The sequence below is a fragment of the Haloferax larsenii genome, from assembly GCF_024730625.1.
In the GTDB taxonomy this organism is placed as follows: Archaea; Halobacteriota; Halobacteria; order Halobacteriales; family Haloferacaceae; genus Haloferax; species Haloferax larsenii.
In genome coordinates, this window is record NZ_CP078063.1 from 2607133 (window position 1) to 2633655 (window position 26523).

General features: G+C 62.2%; 23 protein-coding genes and 1 tRNA gene. 14 read left to right on the forward strand and 10 right to left on the reverse strand.

Features of this window, described 5'->3' with window-relative positions; genetic code table 11:
• The first annotated feature begins 159 nt into the window (after positions 1-159).
• Positions 160-2091, forward strand: coding sequence for a threonine--tRNA ligase (thrS, locus tag KU306_RS13595; RefSeq protein ID WP_258302261.1), 1932 nt, complete (start codon positions 160-162; stop codon positions 2089-2091).
• A gap of 42 nt (positions 2092-2133) precedes the next feature.
• Here thrS and KU306_RS13600 read toward each other — a convergent pair whose 3' ends face one another.
• Complete coding sequence (locus KU306_RS13600; protein ID WP_258302262.1) at positions 2134-3567, reverse strand: alpha/beta hydrolase; 1434 nt, start codon at positions 3565-3567, stop codon at positions 2134-2136.
• A 203-nt stretch (positions 3568-3770) separates the two neighbouring features.
• Between KU306_RS13600 and KU306_RS13605 the strand changes: the two genes are divergently transcribed.
• The 5 genes from KU306_RS13605 (at position 3771) to KU306_RS13625 (ending at position 6919) form a co-directional block, all read left to right on the forward strand.
• A complete protein-coding gene (locus tag KU306_RS13605; protein ID WP_258302263.1) occupies positions 3771-4406 on the forward strand; it encodes a VOC family protein in 636 nt (211 codons plus the stop codon).
• A gap of 115 nt (positions 4407-4521) precedes the next feature.
• Positions 4522-5463 carry a VOC family protein gene (locus KU306_RS13610; RefSeq protein WP_258302264.1) on the forward strand — a complete coding sequence of 314 codons (942 nt, stop codon included), beginning with the start codon at positions 4522-4524 and terminating at the stop codon, positions 5461-5463.
• Positions 5463-6125 (forward strand): alpha/beta hydrolase, encoded by a 663-nt coding sequence (locus KU306_RS13615; protein WP_258302265.1) that lies wholly within the window; start codon positions 5463-5465, stop codon positions 6123-6125. Before KU306_RS13610 ends, KU306_RS13615 begins: the two co-directional genes overlap by 1 nt.
• A 50-nt stretch (positions 6126-6175) precedes the next feature.
• A complete protein-coding gene (locus tag KU306_RS13620; RefSeq protein WP_258302266.1) occupies positions 6176-6589 on the forward strand; it encodes a CoA-binding protein in 414 nt (137 codons plus the stop codon).
• Positions 6590-6622: 33 nt separating this feature from the next.
• On the forward strand, positions 6623-6919 hold the full coding sequence (locus tag KU306_RS13625) for an SUI1 family translation initiation factor (RefSeq protein WP_007540556.1): 297 nt from the start codon (positions 6623-6625) through the stop codon (positions 6917-6919).
• An 86-nt stretch (positions 6920-7005) separates the two neighbouring features.
• On the opposite strand, the gene KU306_RS13630 is transcribed toward KU306_RS13625, so the two are convergent.
• Positions 7006-7650: an archaellin/type IV pilin N-terminal domain-containing protein gene (locus KU306_RS13630; protein WP_258302267.1), complete on the reverse strand. Its 645-nt coding sequence runs from the start codon at positions 7648-7650 to the stop codon at positions 7006-7008.
• A 288-nt stretch (positions 7651-7938) separates the two neighbouring features.
• On the opposite strand from KU306_RS13630, the gene KU306_RS13635 reads away from it, so the two are divergent.
• Entirely contained in the window at positions 7939-8742 is an 804-nt protein-coding gene (locus tag KU306_RS13635) for a sugar phosphate isomerase/epimerase family protein (RefSeq protein WP_258302268.1), read from the forward strand.
• Positions 8743-9245: 503 nt separating this feature from the next.
• Positions 9246-10298: a saccharopine dehydrogenase family protein gene (locus KU306_RS13640; protein WP_258302269.1), complete on the forward strand. Its 1053-nt coding sequence runs from the start codon at positions 9246-9248 to the stop codon at positions 10296-10298.
• A 119-nt stretch (positions 10299-10417) separates the two neighbouring features.
• On the opposite strand, the gene KU306_RS13645 is transcribed toward KU306_RS13640, so the two are convergent.
• On the reverse strand, positions 10418-11725 hold the full coding sequence (locus KU306_RS13645) for an MFS transporter (RefSeq protein WP_258302270.1): 1308 nt from the start codon (positions 11723-11725) through the stop codon (positions 10418-10420).
• A gap of 209 nt (positions 11726-11934) precedes the next feature.
• Between KU306_RS13645 and KU306_RS13650 the strand changes: the two genes are divergently transcribed.
• Positions 11935-12099: a DUF7999 family protein gene (locus KU306_RS13650; protein ID WP_425499527.1), complete on the forward strand. Its 165-nt coding sequence runs from the start codon at positions 11935-11937 to the stop codon at positions 12097-12099.
• On the opposite strand, the gene KU306_RS13655 is transcribed toward KU306_RS13650, so the two are convergent.
• Positions 12096-12326, reverse strand: a complete 231-nt coding sequence (locus KU306_RS13655; protein WP_007540566.1) for a hypothetical protein — start codon at positions 12324-12326, stop codon at positions 12096-12098. The two genes, KU306_RS13650 and KU306_RS13655, sit on opposite strands and share 4 nt — an antisense overlap.
• Before the next feature lie 237 nt (positions 12327-12563).
• Here KU306_RS13655 and KU306_RS13660 point away from each other — a divergent pair, with 237 nt between their 5' ends.
• Complete coding sequence (locus tag KU306_RS13660; RefSeq protein ID WP_258302272.1) at positions 12564-12935, forward strand: MarR family transcriptional regulator; 372 nt, start codon at positions 12564-12566, stop codon at positions 12933-12935.
• Positions 12932-13285: a type II toxin-antitoxin system PemK/MazF family toxin gene (locus tag KU306_RS13665; RefSeq protein ID WP_258302273.1), complete on the forward strand. Its 354-nt coding sequence runs from the start codon at positions 12932-12934 to the stop codon at positions 13283-13285. Before KU306_RS13660 ends, KU306_RS13665 begins: the two co-directional genes overlap by 4 nt.
• 234 nt (positions 13286-13519) lie before the next feature.
• Here the strand turns inward: KU306_RS13665 and KU306_RS13670 are convergent.
• Positions 13520-13593, reverse strand: a tRNA-Lys gene (locus KU306_RS13670).
• 155 nt (positions 13594-13748) lie between these two features.
• On the opposite strand from KU306_RS13670, the gene KU306_RS13675 reads away from it, so the two are divergent.
• Positions 13749-15206: a DHH family phosphoesterase gene (locus tag KU306_RS13675; RefSeq protein WP_007540569.1), complete on the forward strand. Its 1458-nt coding sequence runs from the start codon at positions 13749-13751 to the stop codon at positions 15204-15206.
• On the opposite strand, the gene KU306_RS13680 is transcribed toward KU306_RS13675, so the two are convergent.
• The 5 genes from KU306_RS13680 to KU306_RS13700 all read right to left on the reverse strand — a co-directional run bounded on the left by KU306_RS13680 (position 15207) and on the right by KU306_RS13700 (position 21116).
• Positions 15207-15500, reverse strand: coding sequence for a PRC-barrel domain-containing protein (locus KU306_RS13680; protein ID WP_007540571.1), 294 nt, complete (start codon positions 15498-15500; stop codon positions 15207-15209).
• A 176-nt stretch (positions 15501-15676) separates the two neighbouring features.
• Positions 15677-17878, reverse strand: coding sequence for an LUD domain-containing protein (locus KU306_RS13685; protein ID WP_007540573.1), 2202 nt, complete (start codon positions 17876-17878; stop codon positions 15677-15679).
• The gene (locus KU306_RS13690) at positions 17871-18371 is read right to left on the reverse strand and encodes a LutC/YkgG family protein (RefSeq protein WP_007540576.1); all 501 of its coding nucleotides are present in this window, start codon (positions 18369-18371) and stop codon (positions 17871-17873) included. Before KU306_RS13690 ends, KU306_RS13685 begins: the two co-directional genes overlap by 8 nt.
• Before the next feature lie 81 nt (positions 18372-18452).
• Positions 18453-20360, reverse strand: coding sequence for an Nramp family divalent metal transporter (locus KU306_RS13695; protein ID WP_007540578.1), 1908 nt, complete (start codon positions 20358-20360; stop codon positions 18453-18455).
• Between the two features lie 111 nt (positions 20361-20471).
• On the reverse strand, positions 20472-21116 hold the full coding sequence (locus KU306_RS13700; protein ID WP_007540580.1) for a helix-turn-helix domain-containing protein: 645 nt from the start codon (positions 21114-21116) through the stop codon (positions 20472-20474).
• Positions 21117-21489: 373 nt separating this feature from the next.
• Here KU306_RS13700 and KU306_RS13705 point away from each other — a divergent pair, with 373 nt between their 5' ends.
• On the forward strand, positions 21490-23235 hold the full coding sequence (locus KU306_RS13705; protein ID WP_007540582.1) for an L-lactate permease: 1746 nt from the start codon (positions 21490-21492) through the stop codon (positions 23233-23235).
• A gap of 106 nt (positions 23236-23341) precedes the next feature.
• Positions 23342-26419, forward strand: coding sequence for an FAD-binding and (Fe-S)-binding domain-containing protein (locus tag KU306_RS13710; RefSeq protein WP_258302274.1), 3078 nt, complete (start codon positions 23342-23344; stop codon positions 26417-26419).
• Positions 26420-26523 lie beyond the last annotated feature (104 nt).

Here is a 26523-nt window from a genome sequence, read left to right on the forward strand (position 1 = left end):
ACCAATTGCACGGGGTGCAACCCAGTTGGTCCTTTGGGTCGGGACAGGCCACTCACACGTTCCAGTATTCGGTACCAAATAGCACAGATTCGGCCGCGTCTCCGCGTTTCGCGCGCCGTCTCAACAACACTTATTCTCCCCCGTCGGTTTCGTGCGCGTATGAGTGATATCGCTGTCATCCTCCCAGACGGAACGGAACTCTCCGTCGAGGAGGGTGCGACGGTGCGAGACGCCGCGTTCGAAATCGGCCCCGGCCTCGGCAAGGACACCGTAGCCGGCGTCGTCGATGGTGACCTCGTGGACAAGGAGACGCCGCTCCACGACGGCGCGAATCTCGTCATCGTCACCGACCAGTCCGACGAGTATCTCGACGTGCTTCGCCACTCTGCGGCCCACGTCTTCGCACAGGCACTCCAGCGACTCTCCCCCGAGGCCAAACTGACCATCGGCCCGTGGACCGACGACGGCTTTTACTACGACGTGACGAACGTCGACCTCGAAAAGGAGGACCTCGAAGCCATCGAAGACGAGATGCGGAACGTCATCGAGGAAGACCTCGACATCGAGCGAACCCTCGTCGACCGCGAGGAAGCACTCGAAAAGTACGCCGACAACCCCTACAAGCGCGACATCCTCGAAACCGAGGCCGCCGGCGACGACGAACTCTCGTTCTACGAGCAAGGCGAGTTCGAAGACCTGTGTAAGGGTCCGCACGTCGAATCGACGGGGGAAATCGGCGCTGTCAAGCTTCTCAACATCTCCGCGGCCTACTGGCGCGGCGACGAGGAAAACGACACGCTGACGCGCGTCTACGGGACGGCCTTCGAGTCCGAATCCGACCTCGAAGACTTCCTCGAAATGCGCGCCGAGGCCGAAGAGCGCGACCACCGCAAACTCGGGCAGGAACTCGACCTGTTCTCGATTCCGAGCGTCACGGGACCAGGCCTGCCGCTGTACCACCCCAACGGAAAGAAGGTTCTCGACGCGCTGGAGACCTACGGCCGCGACCTGAACGACGACTACGGCTACGACTACGTCGAGACGCCGCACCTCTTCCGGACGGAACTGTGGAAGCAGTCGGGCCACTACGACAACTACCAGGACGACATGTTCCTCCTCGACGTGAACGACGAGGAGTACGGCCTGAAGCCGATGAACTGCCCGGGTCACGCGACCATCTTCAAGCAGGGGAGCTGGAGTTACCGCGACCTGCCGGTTCGCTACGCCGAAAACGGGAAGGTCTACCGGAAAGAGCAGCGCGGCGAACTCTCCGGCCTCTCGCGTGTCTGGGCGTTCACCATCGACGACGGCCACCTGTTCGTCCGCCCCGACCAAATCGAACAGGAAGTCGAGGACATCATGGACATCATCCTCGAAGTCCTCGAAACGTTCGACCTCGACTACGAAGTCGCGCTCGCGACGCGCCCCGAGAAGTCTGTCGGCTCCGACGAAATCTGGGAGCAAGCGGAGTCCCAACTCAGGTCCGTCCTCGACGCCTCCAAGATGGACTACGTCGTCGAGTCCGGTGACGGTGCCTTCTACGGCCCGAAAATCGACTTCGCGTTCGAAGACGCCCTCGGCCGCAAGTGGGACGGCCCAACGGTCCAACTCGACTTCAACATGCCCGAGCGGTTCGAACTGTCGTACACGGGCGAGGACAACGAAGAACACCGCCCGGTGATGATTCACCGCGCCCTCTACGGCTCCTTCGAGCGGTTCTTCATGGTCCTCATCGAGCACTACAACGGCAAGTTCCCCTTCTGGCTCGCCCCCGAGCAGGTCCGTATCCTGCCCATCTCGGACGACCAAATCGGCTACGCGAAGAAGCTCAAGTACGAACTCGGCGACTTCCGTACCACCATCGAAGACCGCTCGTGGACGCTCGGCCGGAAGATTCGCGAGGCGCAGACCGACCGCGTCCCGTACATGGTCATCGTCGGCGGCAACGAGGAAGAAGCCGGGACCATCTCCGTGCGTGACCGCAAGGAACGCGAAGCGCAGGACGTGACGGTCGAGGAGTTCCGCGACCACCTCGAAGCCGAAGCGGCCGAAAAGCGTCCCGAACCCGACTTCCTCGCCGACGAGGAATAGAAAAAGCGACGCTCGTTTCCGATTCCGACTCTCGCTTTTGTTTCAGGCGGTCACTCGGGGGTGTTCGCCCTTGGCCGCCGCCCCGAGTTCTCCTTTGACGGTCTGTTGGAACTCGTCGCCCCGAATCAACTTCGAGAGGACGCCGAAGTGGCCGCAGTCCCACTCGCGTCGGTTCTGCGTGGGCACGCCCCACTCGTCGAGGAGGATGCGCGCCGTTCGCGACGGGGCCATTTCGTCTCGCGTGCCGATGTACGAGAAGATGCGCTCGGGAGCGATTGCTGGCTCTTCCGGTGGGTTGAGAAGCGGTGCGAACTCGTGAAGCGTCTCGCCGGTCCAGCCGGCGGCATCGAGGACGGTGTCGATGCCGAGGAGGTTCGTAAGCTCGCCCGAAAGGAGCGTCTGGTCGACTGCACCCGGCATCCCAACGGGGAACAGCAGGTCCGGTCGCATCGACTCAGGCCAGTCGTCACACCGACCGCCGACGTGGAGGGCCGTTATCCCACCTAAACTGACGCCGCCGACGCCGACGGCTGGTGCGCCCTCGGTTCGCGCCCAATCGACGAGGACGCCGGTTTCGAGCGCCGCGGCCGAGTAGAGCGTGAACAGCCCGACGGGTGCGCGAGCGATGTAGGGTTCGCCGCTATAGTATCCCGAGAGTTCGCGCCAGCCGTGCCACGGTGCGTCCGGGAGGATGACGCGGAACCCCTCCGGGGCGAGCGTCCGACCGAGGTACTCCTCTTCCGGCCAGTAGACGAGTTGGTCGTCGAACATGCCCCAGCCGGAGTGAAAGACGAGCGTCGGCAGGTCGCCATCCGCGTCGTCGGGTTCGTACACCCGCGCAGTCGCCTTGTCGCCGAGGTGCGGCGATGGCGACGTGAACCTGAGAAGGTACTCGACAGTGCCCGGTCCGCGGACGGTGGCAGAGCGTTCGACCCGGGGGAACTCCTCTGTCACCCGCGCTTCAGCGAAGCCGTAGAGTCGCTCCGGTTCGGCGAGTTCGTGGTGCCACCGAACCTTCGCAGCCTCCGGGTCTGGCGTCTCGAACTTGACCGGCGGCACGAAGTGGTCTTTCGAGAGGAACCCGAAGACGTCACTCGGTTTGGCACGCTGCTGTGAGATTTCGCGGCGTTCACGTTCGATAGCGACGCGCTCGTCCGGGAGTGATTCGTAGTCGCCCCAGAAGACGCTGTTCCAGCGCTCCATCGTCTCGTCGTAGGCGTCCCGAATGCGGGCGTACTCGGCGAGTGCGCGCTCGATTCTGTCGTGGAGGTGCGGTGCAGGCGGGGCATCGACCTCTCGGAGGAAGGCTTCGGGCCCCGCGCTGAGTGCGACGTCGGCGGCAGCGCGGGCGCGGACGACACTGAATTCGCGCGGCAGCATCCGTGTCTTGAGCGCCTCGAAGGGGCGAGACGTGAACACCCGCCCGGCGGGAGAGGTCAACAGTCGATGCACCGCGGGCGTTTCGAGATGGTCCATAGGGTGTGATACGCGTGACACGTTAATGACCCTAGGCCCGAATAGAGAGGGGAGTGTCCGTGTGCACCCAGTGAACTAGGTTCCGCTGCACGAACTCGGTACGTGGAGGGAGATTCCGTACTGGCATCGGTGTCACCTGGTTATGTTGGTGTCCGCGAGCAGTTATATCGGTTCGAAACCGAATCAGGTAACACAAGGAAACCATGACAGACGAACAAGCTCACTCCACCGACCCGCTCGTGACCGCAGACCTCCCGGCGAGTGCGTTCCACGTGACCGGGATGGACCACGTCTCGATTATCGGGAGCAACGTCGAGGACACGATTGCGTTCTACCGCGACGTGCTCGGGATGCCGCTCGTCCTCAAACAGCCGAACCTCGACGCGCCAAACATCACGCACCTGTTTTTCGACCCGGGTGACGGGCGCATGCTCACGTTCTTCGTGAAAGAGGGCCGCGAGTCGAACACGGGGCGTTTGCGAACGCCGATTGGAGGCGTCCACCATATCGCGTTCCGGTTCGACCCCGAACGCCTCGAAGAGATTCGCGCCGGGCTCGAAGCACACGGTTACAACTACAACGAGTTCGACCGTGGAATCTTCCACTCGCTGTACACGACCGACCACAACGGACTCGTCATCGAACTCGCGACGGACAAATACGAGATTCCCGACGACCGACGCGGCGAGGTACTTGCACTCGCGCAACAGAAGCGCCTTCAGGCCGGTGCAGCGTTCGCTAAGGGCGAACATCTCGAAGCCGCGCTCGAAGAACTCGGCCTCCCGGTCGAGAGAAAATCGCTTCCCGACGCGCAGACTGGAACGGGCGGGCTCGACTAATCCGCCCGCGCGAAGTGAAACGACACACGACCCCGTACGAACGCAAACGACACTCACGACAACGCACAGCACCATACGAACTCACCACTCACCACCCACCCCTACCAACCCAGACGTGCTCACAGATACACCCGGAATCCACCATCTCACAGGAATCGTTCGCAACGCCCAGAAGAACGTCACCTTCTACAGAGACGTGCTCGGGCTTCGCCTCGTCAAGCAGACGGTGAACTTCAACGAACAGTTCACGCGCCACCTCTTCTACGGCGACGAGACCGGGTCACCAGGGACGGCTTTGACGTTCTTTCCGTATCCCGCCGAGGACGACGGCCGACCGGGAAAACCGCAGATTAGTACCGCTTCGCTGGTGATTCCGCCGAAGTCGGTATCCTACTGGCAAGACCGCCTCGCAGAACACGACGTTGCAGTCGAGGGGCCGTCCGAACGGTTCGACGAAACTGTGCTTCAGTTTTCCGACCCGGACGGCACGGACCTCGAACTCGTCACCGGCGAGTCACCCGTCGAGCCGTGGGACGGCGGGTCGGTCCCGACTCGCCACGCGATTCGCGGCATCCACGGCGTGACCCTGCTCTCGACGAGTGTCTTCGTTACTGCGAGCGTCCTCGATACGCTCGGATTCGACCTCGTCGCACAGGAGGGCGACCGAGTCCGATATCAGGCATCGGGTGACCGTGCGACCGTCATCGACCTCCTCGACCGGGACGCTCCGTTCGGCCGCGAGGGTGCGGGGTCGCTCCACCACGTCGCTGTGCGCGTCCCCGACGAGGAGCAACTCTACGAGTGGCACGACCTCTTTCGGGAGCGCGAGTACGACGTTTCGCGCGTGAAGGACCGGCATTTCTTCTACTCGCTGTACGTTCGCGAGCCGGGCGGCATCTTGTTCGAACTCGCGACAGAACGGCCGGGGGTCGCGGCGGGGGTCGACAGCGACGCGCTCGGAGAGTCGCTGTTTCTCCCGCCGTGGCTCGAAGAAGACCGCGAGATGATTGAAGGTCAACTCCCGCCGCTGGATCTCTCGAAGCCAGAGGAGAACTGATGAAGCGGAATACCGACTCAACCGGGTCGAAAGCGGACCCACACCGAGGCCAGCCTATCGAGACTGCGGGCGCACCACCGCAAGCGGCCGACGCGGCCGTCGTGCTGCTTCACGGTCGGGGGTCGACCGCGAGAAATATCCTCACGCTAATCGACGAGTTTCTGCACCACGGCGTGATGTACCTCGCACCGCAAGCGGCCGGCAAGACGTGGTATCCCCGCGCTGCGTACGCGCCGTTCGAGGACAACGAGCCGTGGTTTTCGTCCGCACTCGACCGCGTGTCGGAGGCGCTTCAGGTGGCTGCTGACGCCGGTGTTCCACCGGAACGAACGCTCATCCTCGGGTTCTCCCAAGGCGGGTGTCTCGCGAGTGAATTCGTCGCACGCAATCCGCGCCGCTACGGCGGACTCGTCGTGTTATCTGGAAGCCTCCCCGGGCCCGAGACGGGACAGGACCGCGACGGTTCCATCGACGGAACGCCGGTGTTCCTCGGATGCAGTTCGGAAGACCCCTACGTCGATTCTGAGCGCATCCACGATTCGGCGCGGGTGTTCGAACGACTCGGCGGAGACGTAGACAGCAGACTCTACGACGAACTGGGGCACGCGATAAACGACGACGAGGTCCAGATGATTAATTCGTTCATCGAGCAACTCCGCTGAGTCAGTACCGTCGGCGGTAGACTGATTTCCCGCCTCCTGTAATCACGAGTATGCCATCCGAAGACGCCGGGAAACTCCGTCGAGTTCTCGAATACGACCGCGTCGCTGTCGTCGGGGCATCGACCGTCTACGAGAAAGCGGCGCACATCGTCCCGGCGTATCTCCAGCGTCACGGATACGAACTTCGGCCGGTCAACCCGAACGCCGACGAAATATTCGGTCTCCCGGCAGTCGATTCGCTGGCCGACGTGACAGACACCGTCGACGTTGTCGAGGTGTTCCGACCAAGCGAGGAGGTTCCCGAAATCGTCGCCCAAGCACTCGCCCGTGACGACGTGAAGGCGATTTGGTTGCAACCCGGAATTCGAAACGACGAGGCTGCTCGAAAGGCGGAAGCTGCTGGCGTCGATGTCGTCCAAGACCGGTGTATGAAAGTCGAGCACGGTCTTCACGTCCGCAACTGAATTCTGGTTGGGCGGCGAAGTATACCCAAGACGATGAGCGAAGACGACCCGTTCGACGACCTCGACATCCCAGACGACCCGCTTTCGGACCTCGACCGCGCGACACAGGAACTCACGGTGCGGACCGAAACGCGGCGATACGGAAAACAGATGGTCATCATCGAGGGGTTCCAGACCGATACCGACATCGACGACCTCGCCAGCGACCTCAAGTCAGCACTCGGGACCGGAGGGACGGTCAAAGACGACCGTATCGAGATTCAAGGCGACCACGAGAAACGAGTTCGAGAACTCCTTCGTGACCGCGGCTACGGCGTCGAAAACGCGTAACGGCGGACCCACAGCACGCGTTCACTGTCGCTGGGGGCGAGCGAAGGTGTCGAAAGCGGCGGACAAGAAGCGTCGAGAGGGAGAAATTAGAGTTTGACCGGGTCGCCGTCGTCTCTGCCCGCTAACTGTTGGGGCATGTTCAGAATCACAGGTGTCGTTCCGCCGTTTCGGCTCGTTACTTCGAGCGTGAGTTGGTCACCCGTCGAGAGTCCCTTGTCGTCTGCTGCGCCGTTGGTCCCGGTTTCGACGTCGGAGGCGGCGATTATGATGGTGTAGCGGTCACCCATCGTGTTCAGCACGCCGAAGGTGCCATCGTCGGCAGTCACTTTCTCGATTGCGAACTCGTCCGCGTCCGGGGTTTGTGGAGTCCCGTCGTCGCCTCCGGCCGTACTCTGATTCGTCAGGGTCTGGACCGACGTCGTGCTGATGTACTTAATCGTCGTGGAGTTGAGGTCTACGCTTCCAGACCCCGCGGCGAGACGGAGATTCATCTTGATATCCTTGATGTTGTCCGCAGTCCCGACCACGCCGTGTGCGTTGAGCACCTCGACTCGGTTGGTTATCTTGTTCACACTCTGCTGTCCGGCATCTTCCGCAGTCGCCTGCAGGAACCCGGCGGTGTTCACGAGAACACCCGCCGCGATTGCAGCGACCAGAACCATCGCGATGAACACGATGAGCGTCCCGATACCGACTTGACCACGGTCGTCGTTGCGAAGTGATTCGAACATATGATGTAACTCTCCGGTCGGTCCCTCCCACTCTTGTCAGTCTGAAAGGGCCAGTGGCGCTTACAATACAATCGAGTAACATAATCCTAGGGTTTTCATTATCTAGAATGATAACGTTAGTCACATGGCTTAATCACTACAGGAAGCGCCCCAAACACCAAGTATCGTGCTACGCCACAGATGCGAGAGCAGCAGTTATCGCTTTCCAGAATAATATTCGATAATGAGACGTGCGATAGCAACAGATAGCTATTGGATTTATAACTCGTTTGCCGCTAGAAACCGTCCATGGCCGTCCGACAAGGATTCCTCGTCTCGTGGGTAGACTCGCCCGAAGAATACCGGCACGTGTTCGAAGACGCTGCTGGAGCCGATTTCGACTACGTCGAACTCAACATGGAGGGGGCGTTCCACCGAGCGCGAATCGACCCCGCGTCTGTTCGTGAGGCCGCAGCGGCGCACAATCTGGACCTCATCGTCCATCTCCCGTACCGATTCGATATGTGTTCGCCGCACGAGCACGTCCGCGACGGGGCGTGTCGGGAGTTGGAGGCGGCGATAGATGTGGCAGTCGAGATGGGCGCGGAGAAGGGCGTCATCCACGCCGACTCGCTGGCGCGCCCAGGGCGAATCGGGGAAGAACCGATTCGAGAGGGAATCCGAAGCACAGTTCGTCGAATGACGGACTACGGTACCGAGCGAGGGTTCGAAGTTGTCACCGAGAACCTGAAAGGACCCGTCGATGCGGCCGAACTCCCCGGACTCCTTGCGGACGCCCACCCTGATGCCAAGATGTGTCTCGATACGGGTCACGCATTCGTGACGGGGATAGACGGGGCCGGGCAAGCAGACCTGCTACGCGAACACGGCGACCGAATCTCACACATCCACCTGAACGACACCCGAATCGAATCGGACGACGAGCACTTGCCCGTCGGACTGGGGCGGGTCGATTTCGAACCGCTCGCCGCCGCACTCGTCGACACCGGCTGGACGGGAACCTGTACGCACGAGGTGTTCACCTTCGACTACTCGCGCGTCCACCACGGAAATGGAAAACCGTACTTCGACGAATTGCTGGCGAGGTACTGAACTCGAACGGGCCAATACTGTGCGAGCACGACACTGAAACCATCGAAATCACATTTTGTTGGCGGTTGGTGGCCGGACAGCATCTACGGTAAATTCGCACGAAGTCAGACAAATGAACCACATATTGCTATATCAAATGGTGCTAGCGTCGCCCGAAACAACCATCGGTGGATGAGATTGCGGCGTGGCTTCTGTTGGGGCAATCCAATACTGTCGCTCCCGGCGAGGCGTCAGCCCTCGGTCGTGCAGATATCCTCGGTGTCTGTGGACTCTGTCGTGGAGACGCCCTCACTTCTGGAGCGATACTGCTTGGCCGAGTGTCTGTCGAGCTTTACTCCGTGAAACTGGAGTTACTCCAATACGCTATACTCGACAGCTTATGACTCCAGTGTGTGGAGTAAGGGGTATCATGGCCACCACGATTCACGAGGCGATGCTCGTCACAGGCACCTCCGGCAGCGTCGACACCGAGCTATCATCCACCTCTATTACGAGGGAATCAGATGCGTAGCGACCGCATTCTCGTCTACGGCGCGTATGGCTACACCGGACGGCTCGTGACTGAGCAGGCCGTCGCGGACGGTCTCGACCCCATCGTCGCCGGCCGCTCCGCCGGGAAGGTCGAGTCGCTGGCGACCAACCACGGCCTCGACCACCGCGTCTTCGCGCTGGACGACCACCGCGCTGTTGCAGACGCGCTCGCGGATGCCGAGGTCGTCCTCAACTGCGCCGGGCCGTTCGTCCGGACCAGCGAGCCGCTGGTCGATGCCTCCATCCAGACGGGCACCCACTACCTCGACATCACGGGCGAAATCGAGGTGTTCGAGAGCATCGCCGCACGCAACACTGAGGCCGAGGCCGCTGGCGTGACGCTCATGCCGGGCGTCGGCTTCGACGTGGTGCCGACCGACAGCCTCGCCGCCCACCTTGCCGAACGGCTCCCCGACGCGACCCACCTCGAACTTGGCTTCCAAGGTCTCGATGAACTCTCACCCGGCACCGCCCACACGACTATCGAGTCGCTCGGCGAGAGCGGTACGGTCCGCCGAGACGGTGACCTCGTAGACGTACCGGTCGCACACGACGCCCGGACCATCGACTTCGGTGACGGCCCGACGACCGCAGCGACCATCCAGTGGGGCGATGTCTCCACGGCGTACCACACGACAGGCATCCCGAACGTGACTGTCTACGCCGCCCAGCCGGAGGCGACCATCCGGTTCATGCGGCTGTCGAACCGACTGGGGTGGCTGCTCGGGAGCACCCCCGTGCAGTCCGTATTGCATAGTCTCGTTGACTGGTTCGTCGACGGGCCGAGCGAGACCGCCCGCCGCGAAGAGTCGATGTACGTCTGGGGACGGGCGACGAACGGCGAGGAGTCGGTCGTCTCGCGGTTGGTGACGCCGGAGTCGTATTTGTTTACCAGCCACAGCGCACCTTACCTGGCCGCCCGCGTCCGCGACGGCGACGCACCCGCTGGCTTCCAGACGCCCGCAAGTGCGTTCGGCCCGGATGTCGCACTCGATGTTGGCGGCGTGGAGCGGACAGACGAGTGACGGTGCGGCGGGGTTCTTCTGACTGTCACCGTCCGGTCACGTGTCGACGTGCGCGTTGGTTCTTCGGTCATGCACACACTACGACAGGGAAGGAATTAACTACGAAGACGGGGGCAGACTCACCACTGTCCGAGCGCGCCAGTCCCGTGGGACCACACGAGGACGCCGAGGAAAGAGAGAACGCCGGTGAGAGCCGACCCGCCGCCGACGTAGAACACCCACTCCATCCCCACGTCGGTCATGAGATAGCCGCCGAGAAGTGGTGCGACGACGCTGCCGGGTCGCCACAGCAACTCCCGAATCCCGAAGCTGCTGGCGACACCTGCGCCGTCAGAGCCTTCGTCGGCGAACAGTGCCATACTGGCCGGTTCGCGGATGCTGTCCGCGATTCCGAGAAGACCAGCGAAACCGACGAGAGGTAGAAACGCGGGCGAGAGTGGACCGAAGACGGGAAACATCGACGGGAGTCCGAGCGCCTCGCCGATGGCGGGCGAGAATGGAACGGCGAGCGCGACGAGACCGTAGAGGCCGCCGCCGACGAAGACGAATCGGGCTCTGCCGTAGGTGTCTGAAGCCCGGCCGGTGAAGGGCTGACAGAGCATGTTGGTGAACTTCTCGGCGACGACTGTGGCGGCGACAGCAATCCCGCCGTATGCGAGGCCGCCCGATGCGGCGGCGACACCGGCGTAGATAGGAACCCACGTGCGGACGAGTGTAACGGCGACGGCGTACTGCACCCGGAACGTCGCCATCGTCAAGATACGTTCGTTGAGCGCGAGGTCGGTGAACGGAAAACCGTGAACGGTCGTCTCGTCCGGTGGGAGGAACACCCAGATGCCGACGGTTGCGACGGTCATCAAGACCGTGATGACGACGAAAATCGGTGTGAATCCGAACGCGTCGTACAGGTACCCGGCGCTGAGACTCCCGAGAATCGACGCCGCGAATCGGGCGGCGTTCGCCTTGCCGATGTGATTCGCACGAGTGCCCTGCGACGCGAGTTCGCCGACGAGCGCGAGCGACATGAGGCCCGCACCGGTGACGGCAATCCCCTGTGCGGCACGTGCGACGACGAACGAGAGACTCGAATCGACGAGTGGGAAAACAGCGTAGACGACGGCACCGACGCCGACCGTTCCAGCGAGAACCAACCGTTTGTCGTAGCGGTCCCCCGCCCACGCGAGTGGGACGACGGCGACAGTCTGTGCGAGTGTAAATGCCGTCGTGTACATCCCGATGACGAAGCCGCGCGAGAGCGTTGCGCCGCCGAGAACGACGCTACCGACTGCGATTTCGGGGAGGACTAACGCAGTGGGGTCTAGCTCGTTGATGTATTTCGGGAGGAGTGTGACGAGAGTGATAAAACCGAACCCGCCAGCGAACCGAGTGAAGTACAGCGCCCAGAACCTGAGGCGGGTGCGGTCCATACGTCGTCTCTGGGTATCGACCGAAAAGGTATTTCGAAACTGTCGTCGGCGTGAGGACGCTGATAAATGCGCTCCGTATTGTGGCCAGACATTTTATTTGGACCGTTGATTGATATGCTAACATGAAACATGGTGGTGGGAGTAAGCCGGGTGAACGAGCCGAAACACGGCGTGTGAGGGTTGAGCGGGAGATGAACGACCATCGGGCAATGACCGTCCGCCTAGTCGATTCCGGCGAGTGCCGTACACTGGTGGGGTACGGGTCGCCGGGGGTTCGTCGTGCACTCGAACGAACAGCAGCGGGAGAAACGGTGACGCTCACGCTTGCGCCGACGCCAGGGCGCGGGAACACGTGGCTCGCACTCGATTGCTAGGGTCCGAGCAGTATTTTCGCACCGCCGACGAGACCAGCAAACAGGAGGACGAGAACCGTCCCTGCGAGGACGTCGCTTCCGAACAAGACGGCGAAGTCAGGCGTGAGCGACACGAGAAACCGGTCTGCCCGAAAGTGGTCGGGGATACCGACCGCGAGCCCGAAGACGGCGGCGACGAGGAGCGTCATGAAGACGAGGATGAGGCCGGTCCGGTCGCTCTTGGGCATGAGACCATCCACACCGTCGTGTGGTATAAGTTATCGGGAACGTGCTCTCCGTATCGAGACGCTCGGCTCTCGAGGGCATTGTTTCGGAAAGGAAGTGGGCCGGACGCGATTTGAACCTAAGCTCGTCTGGAGAGGTGCCTGTGAAGCGACACAGTGGCCTATCATAGACGCCGTGTGAGATTTCATAGTTTTCACCAATTACACTCTTATCATCGGAGACCATCTTTTCACTCGACGATGTCGATAGACAGGGAAACTTTCGAGAATACAAGCGAGGAGGAACTCACGGGTCTGTCCGTCCCTGATCAGGTCCTTGGATTCCTTGCCGCTCACGACGACCGGGCATTTCAGGCTCGTGAAATCGCATCCCAGACGGACCTCGATGAGGGTGCAGTAAGCACTGCACTGACTCGATTGAAGCAGCGTGAACTCGTCGAGCACAAGGCGACGTACTGGGCCGTGACGACCGATGAAGAAAGGCTTCGGTCGTATAGTGGATACGAGCGAGCGACAGCACTCTTCAACGAACAACTGGGAACCGAAAACAGAGACGAGTGGCGGGAGCACGCACCGAAAGAAGACCATCCGAGTCTGAGGGACGAGGAGTGACGGACGAAGAGAAATCGCCGACGTACGAGCCCGGAGATGTTGTCTACGGTGACGACCCGTTCAAAGGTGACGAGGACGCGCGTCCGTGGCTCGTCATCTCGAATCACGAAGGGCAACCATTCCATGGCGACCAGTACATTGCAGTAACGTTGACGACGAAGACGTGGCACGAGGAGTTTGTCGATATTCCTGACACGAACTGGGTTCGTGGTGGAACTCCCGACGAGAGTCGTATCGTCCCGTGGGGCGTTCAGTCACTCGGAAGCGGAGACATCGACTACTGGCAAGGGACGGTCAGCGATTCGCTAGTCGAGGACGTAATTCAGTCGCTGACTGACTACCTCAAATAGCAACTCATCAGATAGCAGGGAAACGGTATGCTGAATACAGTACGCGAGTCCATGTGCTGATACCGTCAGACTACTTCGACTATTGGCTAATCGCAAGACTGCGTTGAGTCGCGTCAGTCTCGTGTTGAACTAACGCCGGACTTTCGGGTGTTCCAGATGGTTCTAATGGCTATACTACGTATATTTGGACGCACCAACCGCTCTCTGGAAACTGTGATTCCATCGGAAAGGAAGTGGGCCGGACGCGATTTGAACACGCGACCGTCTGATTAAGAGTCAGACGCTCTGCCTAACTGAGCTACCGGCCCTTGCGATTCCTCGTAACCCCCGGTTGGTAAAATGACTTTCCTTTCTGTACGGCGACGGCAGAGAGGCGCACACGGCAAAGAGGTGGTGGCCGGGTGCCGTCCATGAGAGAGAACGGTGGGTGTTAAGTGTCGGCCCGCCGGAGTAGCCGCCAACGATGAGTGCAGGGGTTACAGTCTCCTCGATGTCCACCTACGCGATTCTCGGCTGCGGGAGCGTCGGGCACGCGGTGGCCGAGGAACTGACAGACGAAGGGAAAGACGTCCTCATCCTGGATAAGGACGAAAGCCGCGTCGAAGCCCTGCGCGACCAGGACCTGAACGCGCAGACGACGGACATCGCCGACGAGGAAGTCGCCGACGCCGTCGCCGGCCGAGACGTCATTCTCATCCTCGCATCTGACGTCGAGGCGAACAAGGCGGCCGTTTCGGCCATCCGCGAGCGCAACGACGACCAGTTCGTCGTCGTCCGCGCTTCGGACCCAGTCTCGGAGGACGAACTCACGAAACTCGGGGCCGATGTCGTCATCAACCCCTCGGAGGTCATCGCCGACTCCGCGCTTCGAAGCGTCGAGTCCGGCGAACTCGAATACAAAGCGCGCCAGTTGGCGGACCTCCTGCGCGAGACGGACCACGGGATGGCGATTCTCACCCACGACAACCCCGACCCGGACTCGCTCGCTTCGGCCGTGGCGCTGCAAGCCATCGCCGACGAGTACGACGTCGACGCCGACATCCTCTACTCGGGCGACATGGGCCACCAAGAGAATCGGGCGTTCGTGAACATCCTCGGTATCGAACTCACGCCGCGAGGAGACGCGAAAGCGCTCGACGAGTACGGTGCCTTGGCGCTCGTCGACCACATGAAGTCGGGACTCCCGGACATCGGGGATGCAGATATCGCCGTCTTCATCGACCACTTCGAGCCCGACGAGGGTATCGACGCGCAGTTTACCGACGTTCGGCCGAACGTCTCGTCGACGTCGACTATCCTCACGAAGTACATCCAGGAGTTCGACCTCAGTCCCTCGAAAGCGGTCGCCACGGCACTCCTGTACGGCATCCGCGCCGAGACGTTAGACTTCAAACGCGATACGACACCAGCCGACTTGACCGCGGCGGCGTACCTCTATCCCTTCGCCGACCACGACATCCTCGAAAAAGTCGAGTCGCCGTCGATGTCGCCGGAGACGCTGGACGTGCTTGCCGAGGCGATTCAAAACCGAGAGGTTCAGGGGTCGCACCTCGTCTCGAATGCCGGGTTCATCCGCGACCGTGACGCCCTCTCGCAGGCCGCACAGCACCTCCTGAATCTGGAGGGAATCACCACGACGGCCGTCTTCGGCATCGCCGACGACACCATCTACCTCGCGGCGCGGTCGAAGGACATCCGCATGAACATCGGGAAGATTCTCTCGGACGCCTTCACGGGAATCGGCGAGGCGGGCGGCCACTCCACGCAGGGGTCCGTCGAGATTCCGCTCGGCATCTTCACGGGCATCGAGTCCAGCGACGACAACCGCGATACGCTGTTGCAACTCACCGAAGAAGCGGTAAAGCGGAAGCTCTTCCGTGCGATGGGTGTCGAAAGCGGAGAGAGCGGTAACGGCAGTTAATCAGACAGCCAGCGACTCTTCGTCTTCGTCGGGCGTCTTCAGGCGCTCGATGACGTCGTTGATGAGAATGACGTCGCCGACAGCGCGAACCCAGCGATACGGAATGAGAACTCCCTTTCCGGGTTCGATTTGTCCGCGGAACAGTTCTTGATTCAGTTCGGTCAGTGCCATTCCAGTGACTGACTCGTGGTCCAAGTCGAGACGGACGTCTTCGACTTCACCGACGAACATACCGCTGTTCGAGTAGACCTCGCGGCCGACGAGCGTCGTAATCTCTTCGGGCGTCCCGTCCATATCCGCCATCATGAGATGCCGGGCCTTAATTGTTCGTAGCCCCCCGCAATCGACGCAGACGCGTGGCTGACGGGCGTCAGACGGCACAACAGATGGAGAGATGACAGGGGGTTGAAAGAGTCGGGAGAAGTCGTGAAAGCAGTGAAGCCGAGAGAGTCGGTGGGGTCGCTGGCAGCCTACCGACTCGGTGCGACGAGTTGCACCGGGTGCTGGGTCGGCCGACTGAGGAGCGAATCGAGTTGTTCGAGACACGACGTTCCACTTGCGACCACGGTTCGGTCGCGCGTGTCGTCGGTCTGGAACTGCGACTTGAGTTCGGAGCCGACGTCCATACTCAGTTCGTAGTATTCGGATTTGTAGCCGAACGAACCGGCCATCCCACAGCACTCCACGTCGGAGGTCGCCACGTCGAAGCCGAGGTCCGAAAGGACGGCTTCGGTGTAGCCTTCGAGACCGAGGGTTCGCTGCTGGCAGTGGCTGTGGTAGGCCACTTCGTCGCCGTCGACGACCGAAAGCGCGTCAGCATCGGCCCCGTTTTCGAGCAGGCCGAACACGTACTCCATGACCTCGTAGCTGCTGTCGGCGATGCGTTCGAAGGACTGTTCGGGGAGGAACTTCTCGTACTCGCCTCTGAACATCGCGAGGTCCGACGGCTCGATGACGACGATATCGTGGCCAGCGTCGATGTACTCGGCGAGACCGGCGTACACGTCGTGGGCGTGGTCTTCGGCGGTCGCAATCATGCCCTGCGAGAGCGGGGCGCGGCCCGACGACCGAACGTCGGGAACGACGACCTCGACGTCGAGGGCTTCGAGCGCGCGGACGGCGGCTTTGCCGCGTTCGACCTGCACGTGGTTGGTGTACACGTCGGGGTAGAGGACGGCAGTTCGCGTTGGGTTCTGGACGCGCGACCCTCGGGCGTCGAACCACTCGACCAGCGTCTCACGCTGGAACGCCGGGAGTTCCCGGCGGGCGTCGATGCCGAGGAACCGCTCCATGAGGTTCCGAGAGACGGACGACTGGGCGACCCAGTTAGAGACGGGGGCAAAGAAGCTCCCGACCTTCGCGGCCGTCTCGAAGTTGCCGAAGAACCGCTTTTGGAAACTGACTCCGCCGGGTTCCTCGTCGGGGGTGAGACCCTCGACGAGCCAATCGACTTCCGAGACGTCGCCACGGTTGACGCGGTCGCGGACGACCGTGTTTATCCACGGAATGTCGATTTCGACGGGGCAGGCGGTGGTACACCGGCTACAGCCGGTACAGAGGTCGTTGAACTCGGCCGCGGAGTCGAGTCCTTCGACGCCCGCTTCCCACCCGGTTCCGATGCCGCCCGAGTAGGTTTCGCCGCCGAAGGCGTGGCCGCCGACGTGCTGGAAGTTGGCGCAGACGTTCGAGCAGGCAGAACACCGAATGCAGTAGAGCGTCTCGCGCAACTGGTCGTCGTCGCGCATGGCCATGCGACCGTTGTCGATGAGGACGAGGTGATAGTCGCGGTCGGTCTCGGCGTCTGTAATCGGGGTGTCCGGGTCGTCGAAGTCTACCGTCGGCGACTCGACGGGCGGGGTCAGAAGCGAGATGTAGGAGGTGATGTCCTGTCCGGTTCCCGACTTCCCGATGAGTTCGACGAACGGTTGGAGGTCTTCGACCGTCGGGATGAGTTTCTCCACACCTGCGACAGCGACATGCGTGTCGGGGACGACGGCCGTCTTTCGGGCGTTGCCCTCCGAGGTGACGAGGGCAATCGTTCCCGTGTCGGCGGTGATGAAGTTCGCGCCGGTCATGCCCACGTCGGCGTCTTCGATGAGTTCGCCCAGTTGCTCGCGGGCGAACATGGTGAGTTCCTCGGCCGTCTCCAGCGGTTCGTCGGGGTCGAACGTCTCGTTGAACAGGTCGGCGATGGCGTCGCGGGACTTGTGGATTGCGGGCGCGACGATGTGCGAGGGTGCCTCGTCGGCGACCTGCAACACCCACTCGCCGAGGTCCGTCTCGATAACCTCGGTTCCAGCGTGTTCGAGTGCTTCGTTGACCTCGATTTCCTCGGAGGTCATCGACTTCGATTTGACGACTCGCTCGGCGTCGTTGTCCTCGCATACCTCGCGGATATAGCGATTCGCGTCGGCGGCGTCGTCGGCGATGTAGAGCGTGCCGCCGTTTTCTTCGACCGTCTCGCGGAGTTCGTCGATGAGTTCTGGCAGGCGCTCGATGGCGTCTTCCTTGACGGCCCGGGCCTCTGACTTCAGGCCGTCGTAGTCGTCGAGCGTTTGGACCGACTCGTATCGACCCTGATTGAATCCGCTGGTGCCGGTGTTGACGGCGTCGCCTTCGGTCTCCATCAACTGCCGAATCTTGGCCGCCTTGGCCTCGCGTGCCTTACTCATCGAGAATCACCACGTGAACGTCTTTGGGGCCGTGTGCGCCCTTGACCAGCGCACCCATGTCGGCGGTAGCGCTCGGTCCCGTCGCAATGATAGCCGAGGAGTGACCCGTGCGGAACTCCTCGCCCAGCCATTCGAACGCCTCCGGCATGCCGGGAACGATGTCCGACTGCTGGAGGACGGCAACGTGTCGGTCACAAAAGAGACTCACGGGTTCGACACCGTCGGGTGTGCCCTGCACGACGACGCTGCCGTAGTCCGCGATACCGATTCCCGCTGCCGTGACGCCAGCATTCGCCTCACGGAGGTCCGCCGGTGTGGGGTTCGTGTTCACCCACTCCGGGAGTGGTGCGTCAGACGGAAGTGGAACACCCACCGCAGGGTCGTCACAGACCTCGCGGAGGACGTCGCCCAACTCGTCCGAAGACGTGTGTGTCCAGCCTACTTCGAGTCGTTCGAGAGAGTCCTCGAACGTCGCAACCGTGCCGGTTGACATGTGTTCGCATTACATGTTCTGCATAATCGTTCTTCGGGTTCGAACAGCCCTGTGTCGGTTAATTGTGAAGGTTTCGGGAGTTCACGAGAACCGGCCTTTCGCCTCGTCTGCGCCCGGGACTGTATTCGATTTTTGATATTTTCCGACGGCCGAGCGTCCGACCGCGTATCCCTGAACGAGGAGGAATCCTGCCCACAGAACGTACCCACCGAGATTGCTTCCAAGAATCGTCGGTGCGGTGTCGAACACCGGGAACCCGAGTTCGACGAGCGTCGTCCCCATAAGAAGTACGCTGAAGTAGCCGTAGAAGCCGGATGCCCACCACATCGCCGCGACGCGTGCCCACCCCGGCTGGACGTGTTCGGGGAGGCGCGTCGTGTTCATCACGAGGACGAGCGCGGTGTAGGGCCACATCATGATGCCGGACATGGCAGCACCCACGACGAGGAAGAAGAACGGTTCGCGCCCCTCGAACGGCGAGGTGAACGCGAAGATGATGATGAGCCCCCACAGGCAGAACGCCGTGAGGAGTCGCCAGAAGAGCTTGGGCAGGTCCCATCCGGCCTCACGGCCGAAGGATTCGTAGAGCGCATCTGCACTGTTTCGAACGAAGGACTCGACGATGGCGTACTCGGTCGTAAACAGGGCGACAAAGAGGATGGCAAAGACGAGGAACGTCCCGACGGGACCGACCAACGGGGCGATGCCTCCGAGCCACATCTGAATCGCGTCGGTCGTCTCACCCGGCGAGTAGTGAATGGCGACGCTCATCAGCGCCGGTGCGACGAGGAGTAACCCGACGACGAACGTCAGGAGGTGCTCGAGTTGGACGACTTTCCACCAGCCGCGCCAGCGACGGAGGTTGGTCACAGTCGGGCGGAACGTGAAGCCATCGCGCTCGATTGGTTCCGGGTCGTCACCGCGAAGCGGGTTCTTCACTCGGCCCTGATAGTTGCCCATGCCGTACCCCTTCTCGCGCATCCAGAGACTCTGGGAGAGATTGAGGTATCCACCGGCACCCGCGAACGCGAGCCCGCCGAGGAACACTGCGATATCGAGACTTTCTGGGAGGGTTCCGACCGACCCTGCGGCGTCGGGGATGGAACCGAACTCGACCCACGACCCGGTGACGGCGACGAGCATCAACGCCGCCCCGATGGCGACGAACAGGAGTCCAATCTGGAACACCTCGACGGCGTTGTACATGACCGACGATATCTGGTACGAGAGCCAGATGACGCCCATCAACGCCGCGGCGATGAGTTTCCACGACGCGACGGCGAAGCCGAGCACTTCGACGGTCCCGCTGAAACCGAGGCCGACCGCGGCGACCTGTGCGGCACCGGCGGCCCACCCGGGCCACCCGAGGCTGATGAGGCCCCCGAAGAGGAAGAGCCACGGCCAATACGTTCCCACGCGCGCGAAGGCGCGAAAGATGCTCTCGCCAGTCGCGAGCGTCCACCGCTGGAGTTCCGTGTTGATGACGAACTGCGTGAGGATACCGACGAGGAACGCCCAGAAGAGCGTCCATCCGAACTGCGAGGTCAACACCGGCCAAAAGAGCGTCTCGCCGCTTCCGAGCGACGCGCCGAGCATGATAGCCGACGGCCCGACGACGTGGCCGACTCGGGGGACGCGAGGAAGGTCGGCGACTCGGAACGACCCGCCGGTCCCCTGGTCGGGATACTCCTCGGACTCCGGTGCCTCGTCGAGGTCCTCGTACCGAAGCGGGAGGTACCACGTTCCGCGGTACTGTTTCCCTTCTACTTCGGAGGCGTACACGTCGTCGCCGCCAGTGGGGTGGTCGTCCAGCGACCGATTGGCGTCTTCCCACTCACGGGAGTCTGCCGTCTCTGGCGCTGAGCGGTCGTTGCCGGTGCCTGCCTCTGGCGTTGAATGGTCTCCGCTGGTGCCCGTGTCTGGTGGTGAGCGGTCGCCTGGAGAACCGTCCCCGGCCCCGGAGTCGGCGTCACCGTCGCTCATCGACATCCCCATCGAGAGAAGCTATACCCGGTAAATCGTGGGACATCGGTGCGTCTGCCGTGAATGGTTCCTCTCACGGTATAAAATCGTGGGATGTGGCACCAGCGGTGACGGGAGTTAGCCGCCGAGGAAGTGCCAGATGTGGCCGCGTTCTTCCGGCGGGTCGACCCCGGGAAGTTGCTTCAACGCGGGTTGGATGGCGTTCCACCAGCCTTCGGCGGATTCGAACCCCGCGGGGTAGTCGTGGTAGACATCGCGGAGGAAGTCCGCTTTCTTCGCCTCCGGGTGGTCGGTGAGGTAGTCGTATGCGGCCGAGAGCGCCTCGCGTCGGGAGTCGAGCATCGGGCCACTGCCCGGGAGGTCAGCGGCCTCGATAGCGTTCGAGACAGCCGGCGGGTGGTCGCTCGCGTGTTCCGAGTCAGTTGGTTCGGAAGCGGGTGTCGCCGGTGATTCGGACTGCGGATTGGCTGCCTGTTTCGTCGTCGCGGGGTCCTGTTCGGGAGATGTGGGAATCGGGATCCACCAGACGCGACTCCGTGCCCCGACTTTCCTCGTCGCGAGGTCGCCGCGCTCTTCGAGTTCGTTCAGTTTGTTGTGCGCCGTTCGACGCGAGCAGTCGAGTTCCTCCATCACGTCCGCCGCGGTCAGTGGTCGGGCGGCGTCTTCCCGGTCGTCGAAGACCGTCAACACCGCGTCGAGCGAGATGCGGCCGACGTACTGCCCGTGTTCGTTTCGGGGGCGCGCGCCAGCCTCGTCTTCCATGGTTTGTCCTTTACACACGAGAGTAAAAGCCTTTGCACACGAGTGAACTCCCAGTTCAGATGTGTGTAATGGCCACTTCATACGAGTATATTGGTCGTATGCGACAGGAGAACACAGTTCAAATTGAGGAAATCGTGCCTGAGATAGAACCTCTGCAAACCCCGTTTTTTTGGCATTTAATCGCCTATTTCGAAGTTTTCACACGTGTGTATTGGTCTCGGGAGGACGGGAAAGGAGAGCCTGATTTCATGTCACAAATCGGGACGAACGATAGATATATATCACAAAAGTTGTGTATGAGATTCCACGATGCACGGAATCAGGCACGGAACTGGAATGGCATCGGCTGGAATCAACAATGGGGGTGGACAGCATGGTTAGTGCGGCCGACGCACTCATCGCGCTGCTTCCGCTTCTGACAATCGCGTACCTCATGGTCGGGCGTTATTGGCCCGCGACGCGGGCGATGCCCGTCGCGTGGGTCGTCGCAGTCGGGGCTGGCGTCGTCGGCTGGGGCATGTCGGTACAGTGGATCGCGGCATCGACGATTAACGGGTTCATCACGGCAGCGAACATCCTGTACATCGTCTTCGGGGCAATCCTCCTCCTGTACACGCTCAAGCAGACGGGCGCGTTCGATGCGATAAACAGCGGGTTCGCAGACATCAGCGAGGACCGCCGCGTACAGGTCGTCCTGCTCGTGTTCCTCATGGGCTCGTTCATCGAGTCGGCCGCTGGCTTCGGGACGCCCGCAGCCATCGTCGGCCCGCTTCTCGTCGGCCTCGGCTTCCCGCCGCTGGCCGCCGTCGTGGTCGCCCTCACGGGGAACCTGATGGCGATTACCTTCGGCGCGGTCGGGACGCCGCTCATCATCGGGATGATAGACATCTTCGAGAGCGTCGAATCCATCAGCACCGAAGTACTCGGCACTGGTAACTTCGAGACCATCGCGGCGTGGGTCGGCGAAATCGCCGTATTCGCCGCGATGCACCACGTCATCGTCGGCATCGCACTCCCGTTCATTGGCGTCGCGATGATGACCCGCTTCTTCGGTGAAGAGCGGTCCATCAAGCCAGCGCTCGAAGTGCTTCCACTCACGCTCTTCGCGTGGGCGTCGTTCTCGGTCCCCTACTTCCTCACCGCGTACTTCCTCGGACCGGAGTTCCCGGGGCTGCTCGGCTCGATGGTCGGACTGGCCGTGACGGTCGGCGCACTCAAAGCGGGCTTTTTCCACCCCGACGAGGAGTGGGACTTCGAGCCAGAGTCCGCGTGGCCCGACCACTGGGTCGGTGACATCCAGCCCGGCGAATCGACCAGCGACAACGTCTCTGTCGCCGCCGACGGTGGCAACGTTCAGTCGAGCATGCCCGCGTCCGCGGGACAGATGTCGCTTCTGAAGGCGTGGACGCCGTACGCGCTCGTCGCGCTGCTTCTGGTCGTCACCCGCGTCGTCGACCCCGTCCAGAGCTTCATCACGATGGACGTGTTCAAACTGGCGTGGAGCAACATCCTCGGAACTGACCTCGGAAACGACTTCGCGTTCCTCTACCTGCCCGGCGCGGTGTTCATCGCCGTCCACCTGCTGACGATTCCGATTCACGGGATGGGGAGCAAGGAAATCAAGGCGTCGTGGGCAGAGACCATCGAGAAGGTCACTCCGGCGGTCGTCGCACTGCTGTTCGCAGTCGCGACAGTCCAGATTATGCTGCAGTCCGGCGCAGCAACGGGGACCGACAGCATGCTCATCGTCCTCTCGGAGGGCATGGCGAGCGTCGCTGGCTCGGCCTACCCGTTCTTCGCCGCGTACGTGGGCGCGTTCGGCGCGTTCCTCGCGGGGTCGAACACCGTCTCGGATATCCTCTTCGGCACCTTCCAGTACGGTGTCGCAGACCAGATTGGCACGCCGAAGACCATCATGCTCGGGGCACAGGCGGTCGGCGGTGCCATCGGTAACCTCATCGCCGTCCACAACGTCGTCGCCGCGCTCGCGGTCGTCGGCCTCGTCGGCGAGGAGGGTCGGGTCATCCGCCTCGAACTCATCCCGCTCGTCTACTACGGGACTGCCACCGGCATTCTGACGCTCCTGTTCAGCTACGTGCTGTTCCCGGGCGTATTCTGAACGGTGGCGACGGAATGGCGTACCGGCAACGAATTTCGAGCAGATTCACCCACTCTCGGGTGTCTTTATTGTGTCACACAAATCGACTACTAGCGAGCAACTGACAATGGCATCAAACACGCACGACGCGGCCGCCGACCCCTCGACCGAGGGGAACTACGACTACGTCAACGACGACGTAGAACGGCCGGGGCTGGTCGAAGACCTCGAATCTATCGTCGAGGGCGACGTGCGATTCGACACCTACACGCGAACGATGTACGCGACGGACGCGTCCGCGTACGAGAAGATGCCCATCGGCGTCGTCATGCCGGCCTCGACGGACGACGTGGCGGCGGTGATGGAGTACTGCGCCGAACGCGAGATTCCCGTCCTTCCGCGGGGTGGTGGGACGAGTCTCGCCGGGCAGACGGTCAACGAGGCAGTCGTCCTCGATTTCGTCCGCTACATGGGCGACGTCGAACACGTCGACCCCGAGGCGCGGACGGCCACGGCACAGGCCGGGGTTCGACTCGGCGACCTGAACGAACAACTGGCACCACACGGACTGAAGTTCGCCCCCGACCCGGCGTGGGGCGACCGCTCCGCACTCGGCGGCGCTATCGGAAACAACTCCACGGGCGCACACTCGCTGAAGTACGGCAAGACCGACTACTACATCGAGGAAGTCGAGGTCGTCCTCGCCGACGGCACGGTGACGACGTTCGGCGAGACGACCGTCGACGAACTGCGCGAGCAGGGCGACCCAACGGGCACTATCGAAGAGCGAATCTACGCGAAAGTCGCCGAGATTCTCGACGAAGAGGCCGACGAAATCTCCGAGCGCTTCCCCGACCTCAAGCGCAACGTCTCGGGGTACAACCTCGACATGCTCGTCGACGAGATGCGCGGCGAGCGCCGGACGCCCGACGACACCGGCATCGACGACGACTGGGAAGAAGGACACGTCAATCTCGGTCGCCTCATCGCCGGGTCGGAGGGGACGCTCGCCATCGTCACGAAGGCGACCGTCTCCTTAGCGGAGATTCCGAACACGGCCTCTGTCGCGCTCCTGACCTACGACAACGTCATCGACGCGATGCACGACGTCGCGCCCATCCTCGAACACGAACCGGCCGCGGTCGAGGTTATGGACGACGTGCTCCTCGATTTGGCCCGCGACACGGCCGAGTTCGCGGACGTAGTCGGGATGCTGCCCGAGGGAACCGATTCGACGCTCTTGGTCGAGTTCTACGCCGACTCCGACGAAGACGGCAAGCAGAAAGTCGCCGACCTCGTCGCGGACCGCGTTCCTGATTCGGGTGCGACCGAGTTCGACCCCTCGGATGGGGCGACTTCGGTGACAGAAACGGAGCGCTGCGCCACCGACTTCATGGAGGCCCACGACGCCGACACGCGCGCGAAGTTCTGGAAGATGCGCAAGTCGGGGCTTCCGATTCTCCTCTCGCGGACCTCCGACGAGAAGCACATCGCGTACATCGAAGATACGGCGATTCCGGCGGAGAACCTCCCCGCCTACGTCTCTGACTTCCAGGACATCCTCGACGAACACGACACCTTCGCCTCGTACTACGCCCACGCCGGGCCGGGCGTCCTCCACATTCGCCCGCTCGTGAACACGAAGACGGCCGAAGGCGTCGAGACGTTCGAGGCTATCGCCGACGAAGTGACCGACCTCGTCGTGAAGTACGGCGGCTCTGTCTCGGGCGAACACGGCGACGGCCGCGCGCGAACGCAGTGGAACCGCAAACTGTACGGCGACCACCTCTGGAACGTCTTCCGCGACCTGAAATCCGCGTTCGACCCCGATTGGCTCCTCAATCCGGGGAACATCTGCGGCGACTACGACATGACCGAGAACCTCCGGTTCTCGCCCGACTACGACTTCGACGCCGGGTTCGACCCCGCGCTCAACTGGGACAACGACAACGGCTTCGAGGGCATGGTCGAACTCTGTCACGGCTGTGCGGGCTGTCGCGGCCAGCAGTCCACTGTTGGTGGCGTCATGTGTCCGACCTTCCGGGCCGCCGAAGAGGAGATTCAGTCTACGCGCGGCCGGGCGAACATGCTCCGGCAGGCGATGAGCGGCGGTCTCTCGGAAGACGAGATGTTCACAGATGAGTTCGTCCACGAGGTGCTGGACCTCTGTGTCGGCTGTAAGGGCTGTTCGAAAGACTGCCCGAGCGGCGTCGACATGGCGAAGATGAAAGCCGAAGTGGTCCACGAGTACCACCAGCGCAACGGGTCGAGCCTCCGCGACAAGGTGTTCGCCAACATCGACGCGCTGTCGAAACTCGGGTCGAAGTTCGCGCCGCTCGCAAACGGCGCGACGAAGATTCCGGGTGCACGCACGCTGATGGAGAAGACCATCGGTATCGCGAAAGAGCGCACACTCCCGGAGTTCCACTCGACGAGCTTCGTCGAGTGGTTCGAATCACGCGGCTCGGCGGGCATCCCGGAGGCGCAAGCCGACCGCAGAGTGCTGTTGTTCCCCGACACCTACACAAACTACAACCACCCGGACGTCGGGAAGGCCGCCGTGCGGGCGCTCGAAGCCGCCAACGTCCACGTTCGCATTCCCGATGGCGTCGCCGGGTCGGGTCGGCCGCCACACTCGAAGGGCTTCCTCGACCGCGCCCGCGCCGACGCGGAACAGAACGTAGACGTGCTCGCACCCTTCGTCGAGGAGGGGTGGGACATCGTCCTCTGTGAACCCTCGGACGCGGTGATGTTCCAGTCGGACTATCTCGACTTGCTCTCCGGTGACGACGTCGAGGCCGTCGCCGCCAACTCCTACGGCATCATGGAGTACTTCGACACGTTCCGTTTGGACGACGAGCTCTCGTTCCTCCCGCAGGACGACGCCCTGACGTACCACGGCCACTGTCACCAGAAGTCCACGAAGAAGGACCACCACGCTGTTGGCGTCCTTCGGCGGGCTGGCTACGACGTGGACCCGCTGGATTCGACGTGCTGTGGAATGTCGGGGTCGTTCGGCTACGAGGCCGAACACTACTCCATGTCGATGGCTATCGGGAGCATTCTCTCGGACCAGGTGGCCGACAGTCCGGGCGACATCGTCGTCGCGCCGGGGGCATCCTGTCGGTCGCAACTCGAAGACATGGGCGTCGACGACGAACCGCCACACCCCGTCGAGATGCTCGACCGCGCCATTACGGTGTAGTCGGCTCTCACGGAGCGACAGCAGTCTCGACGCGAAAATCAGAGACACCCCCAACCAATTGGCACGGGTTCGGTGAACGACAGAGGCAAGCGGGCATTGGGGCT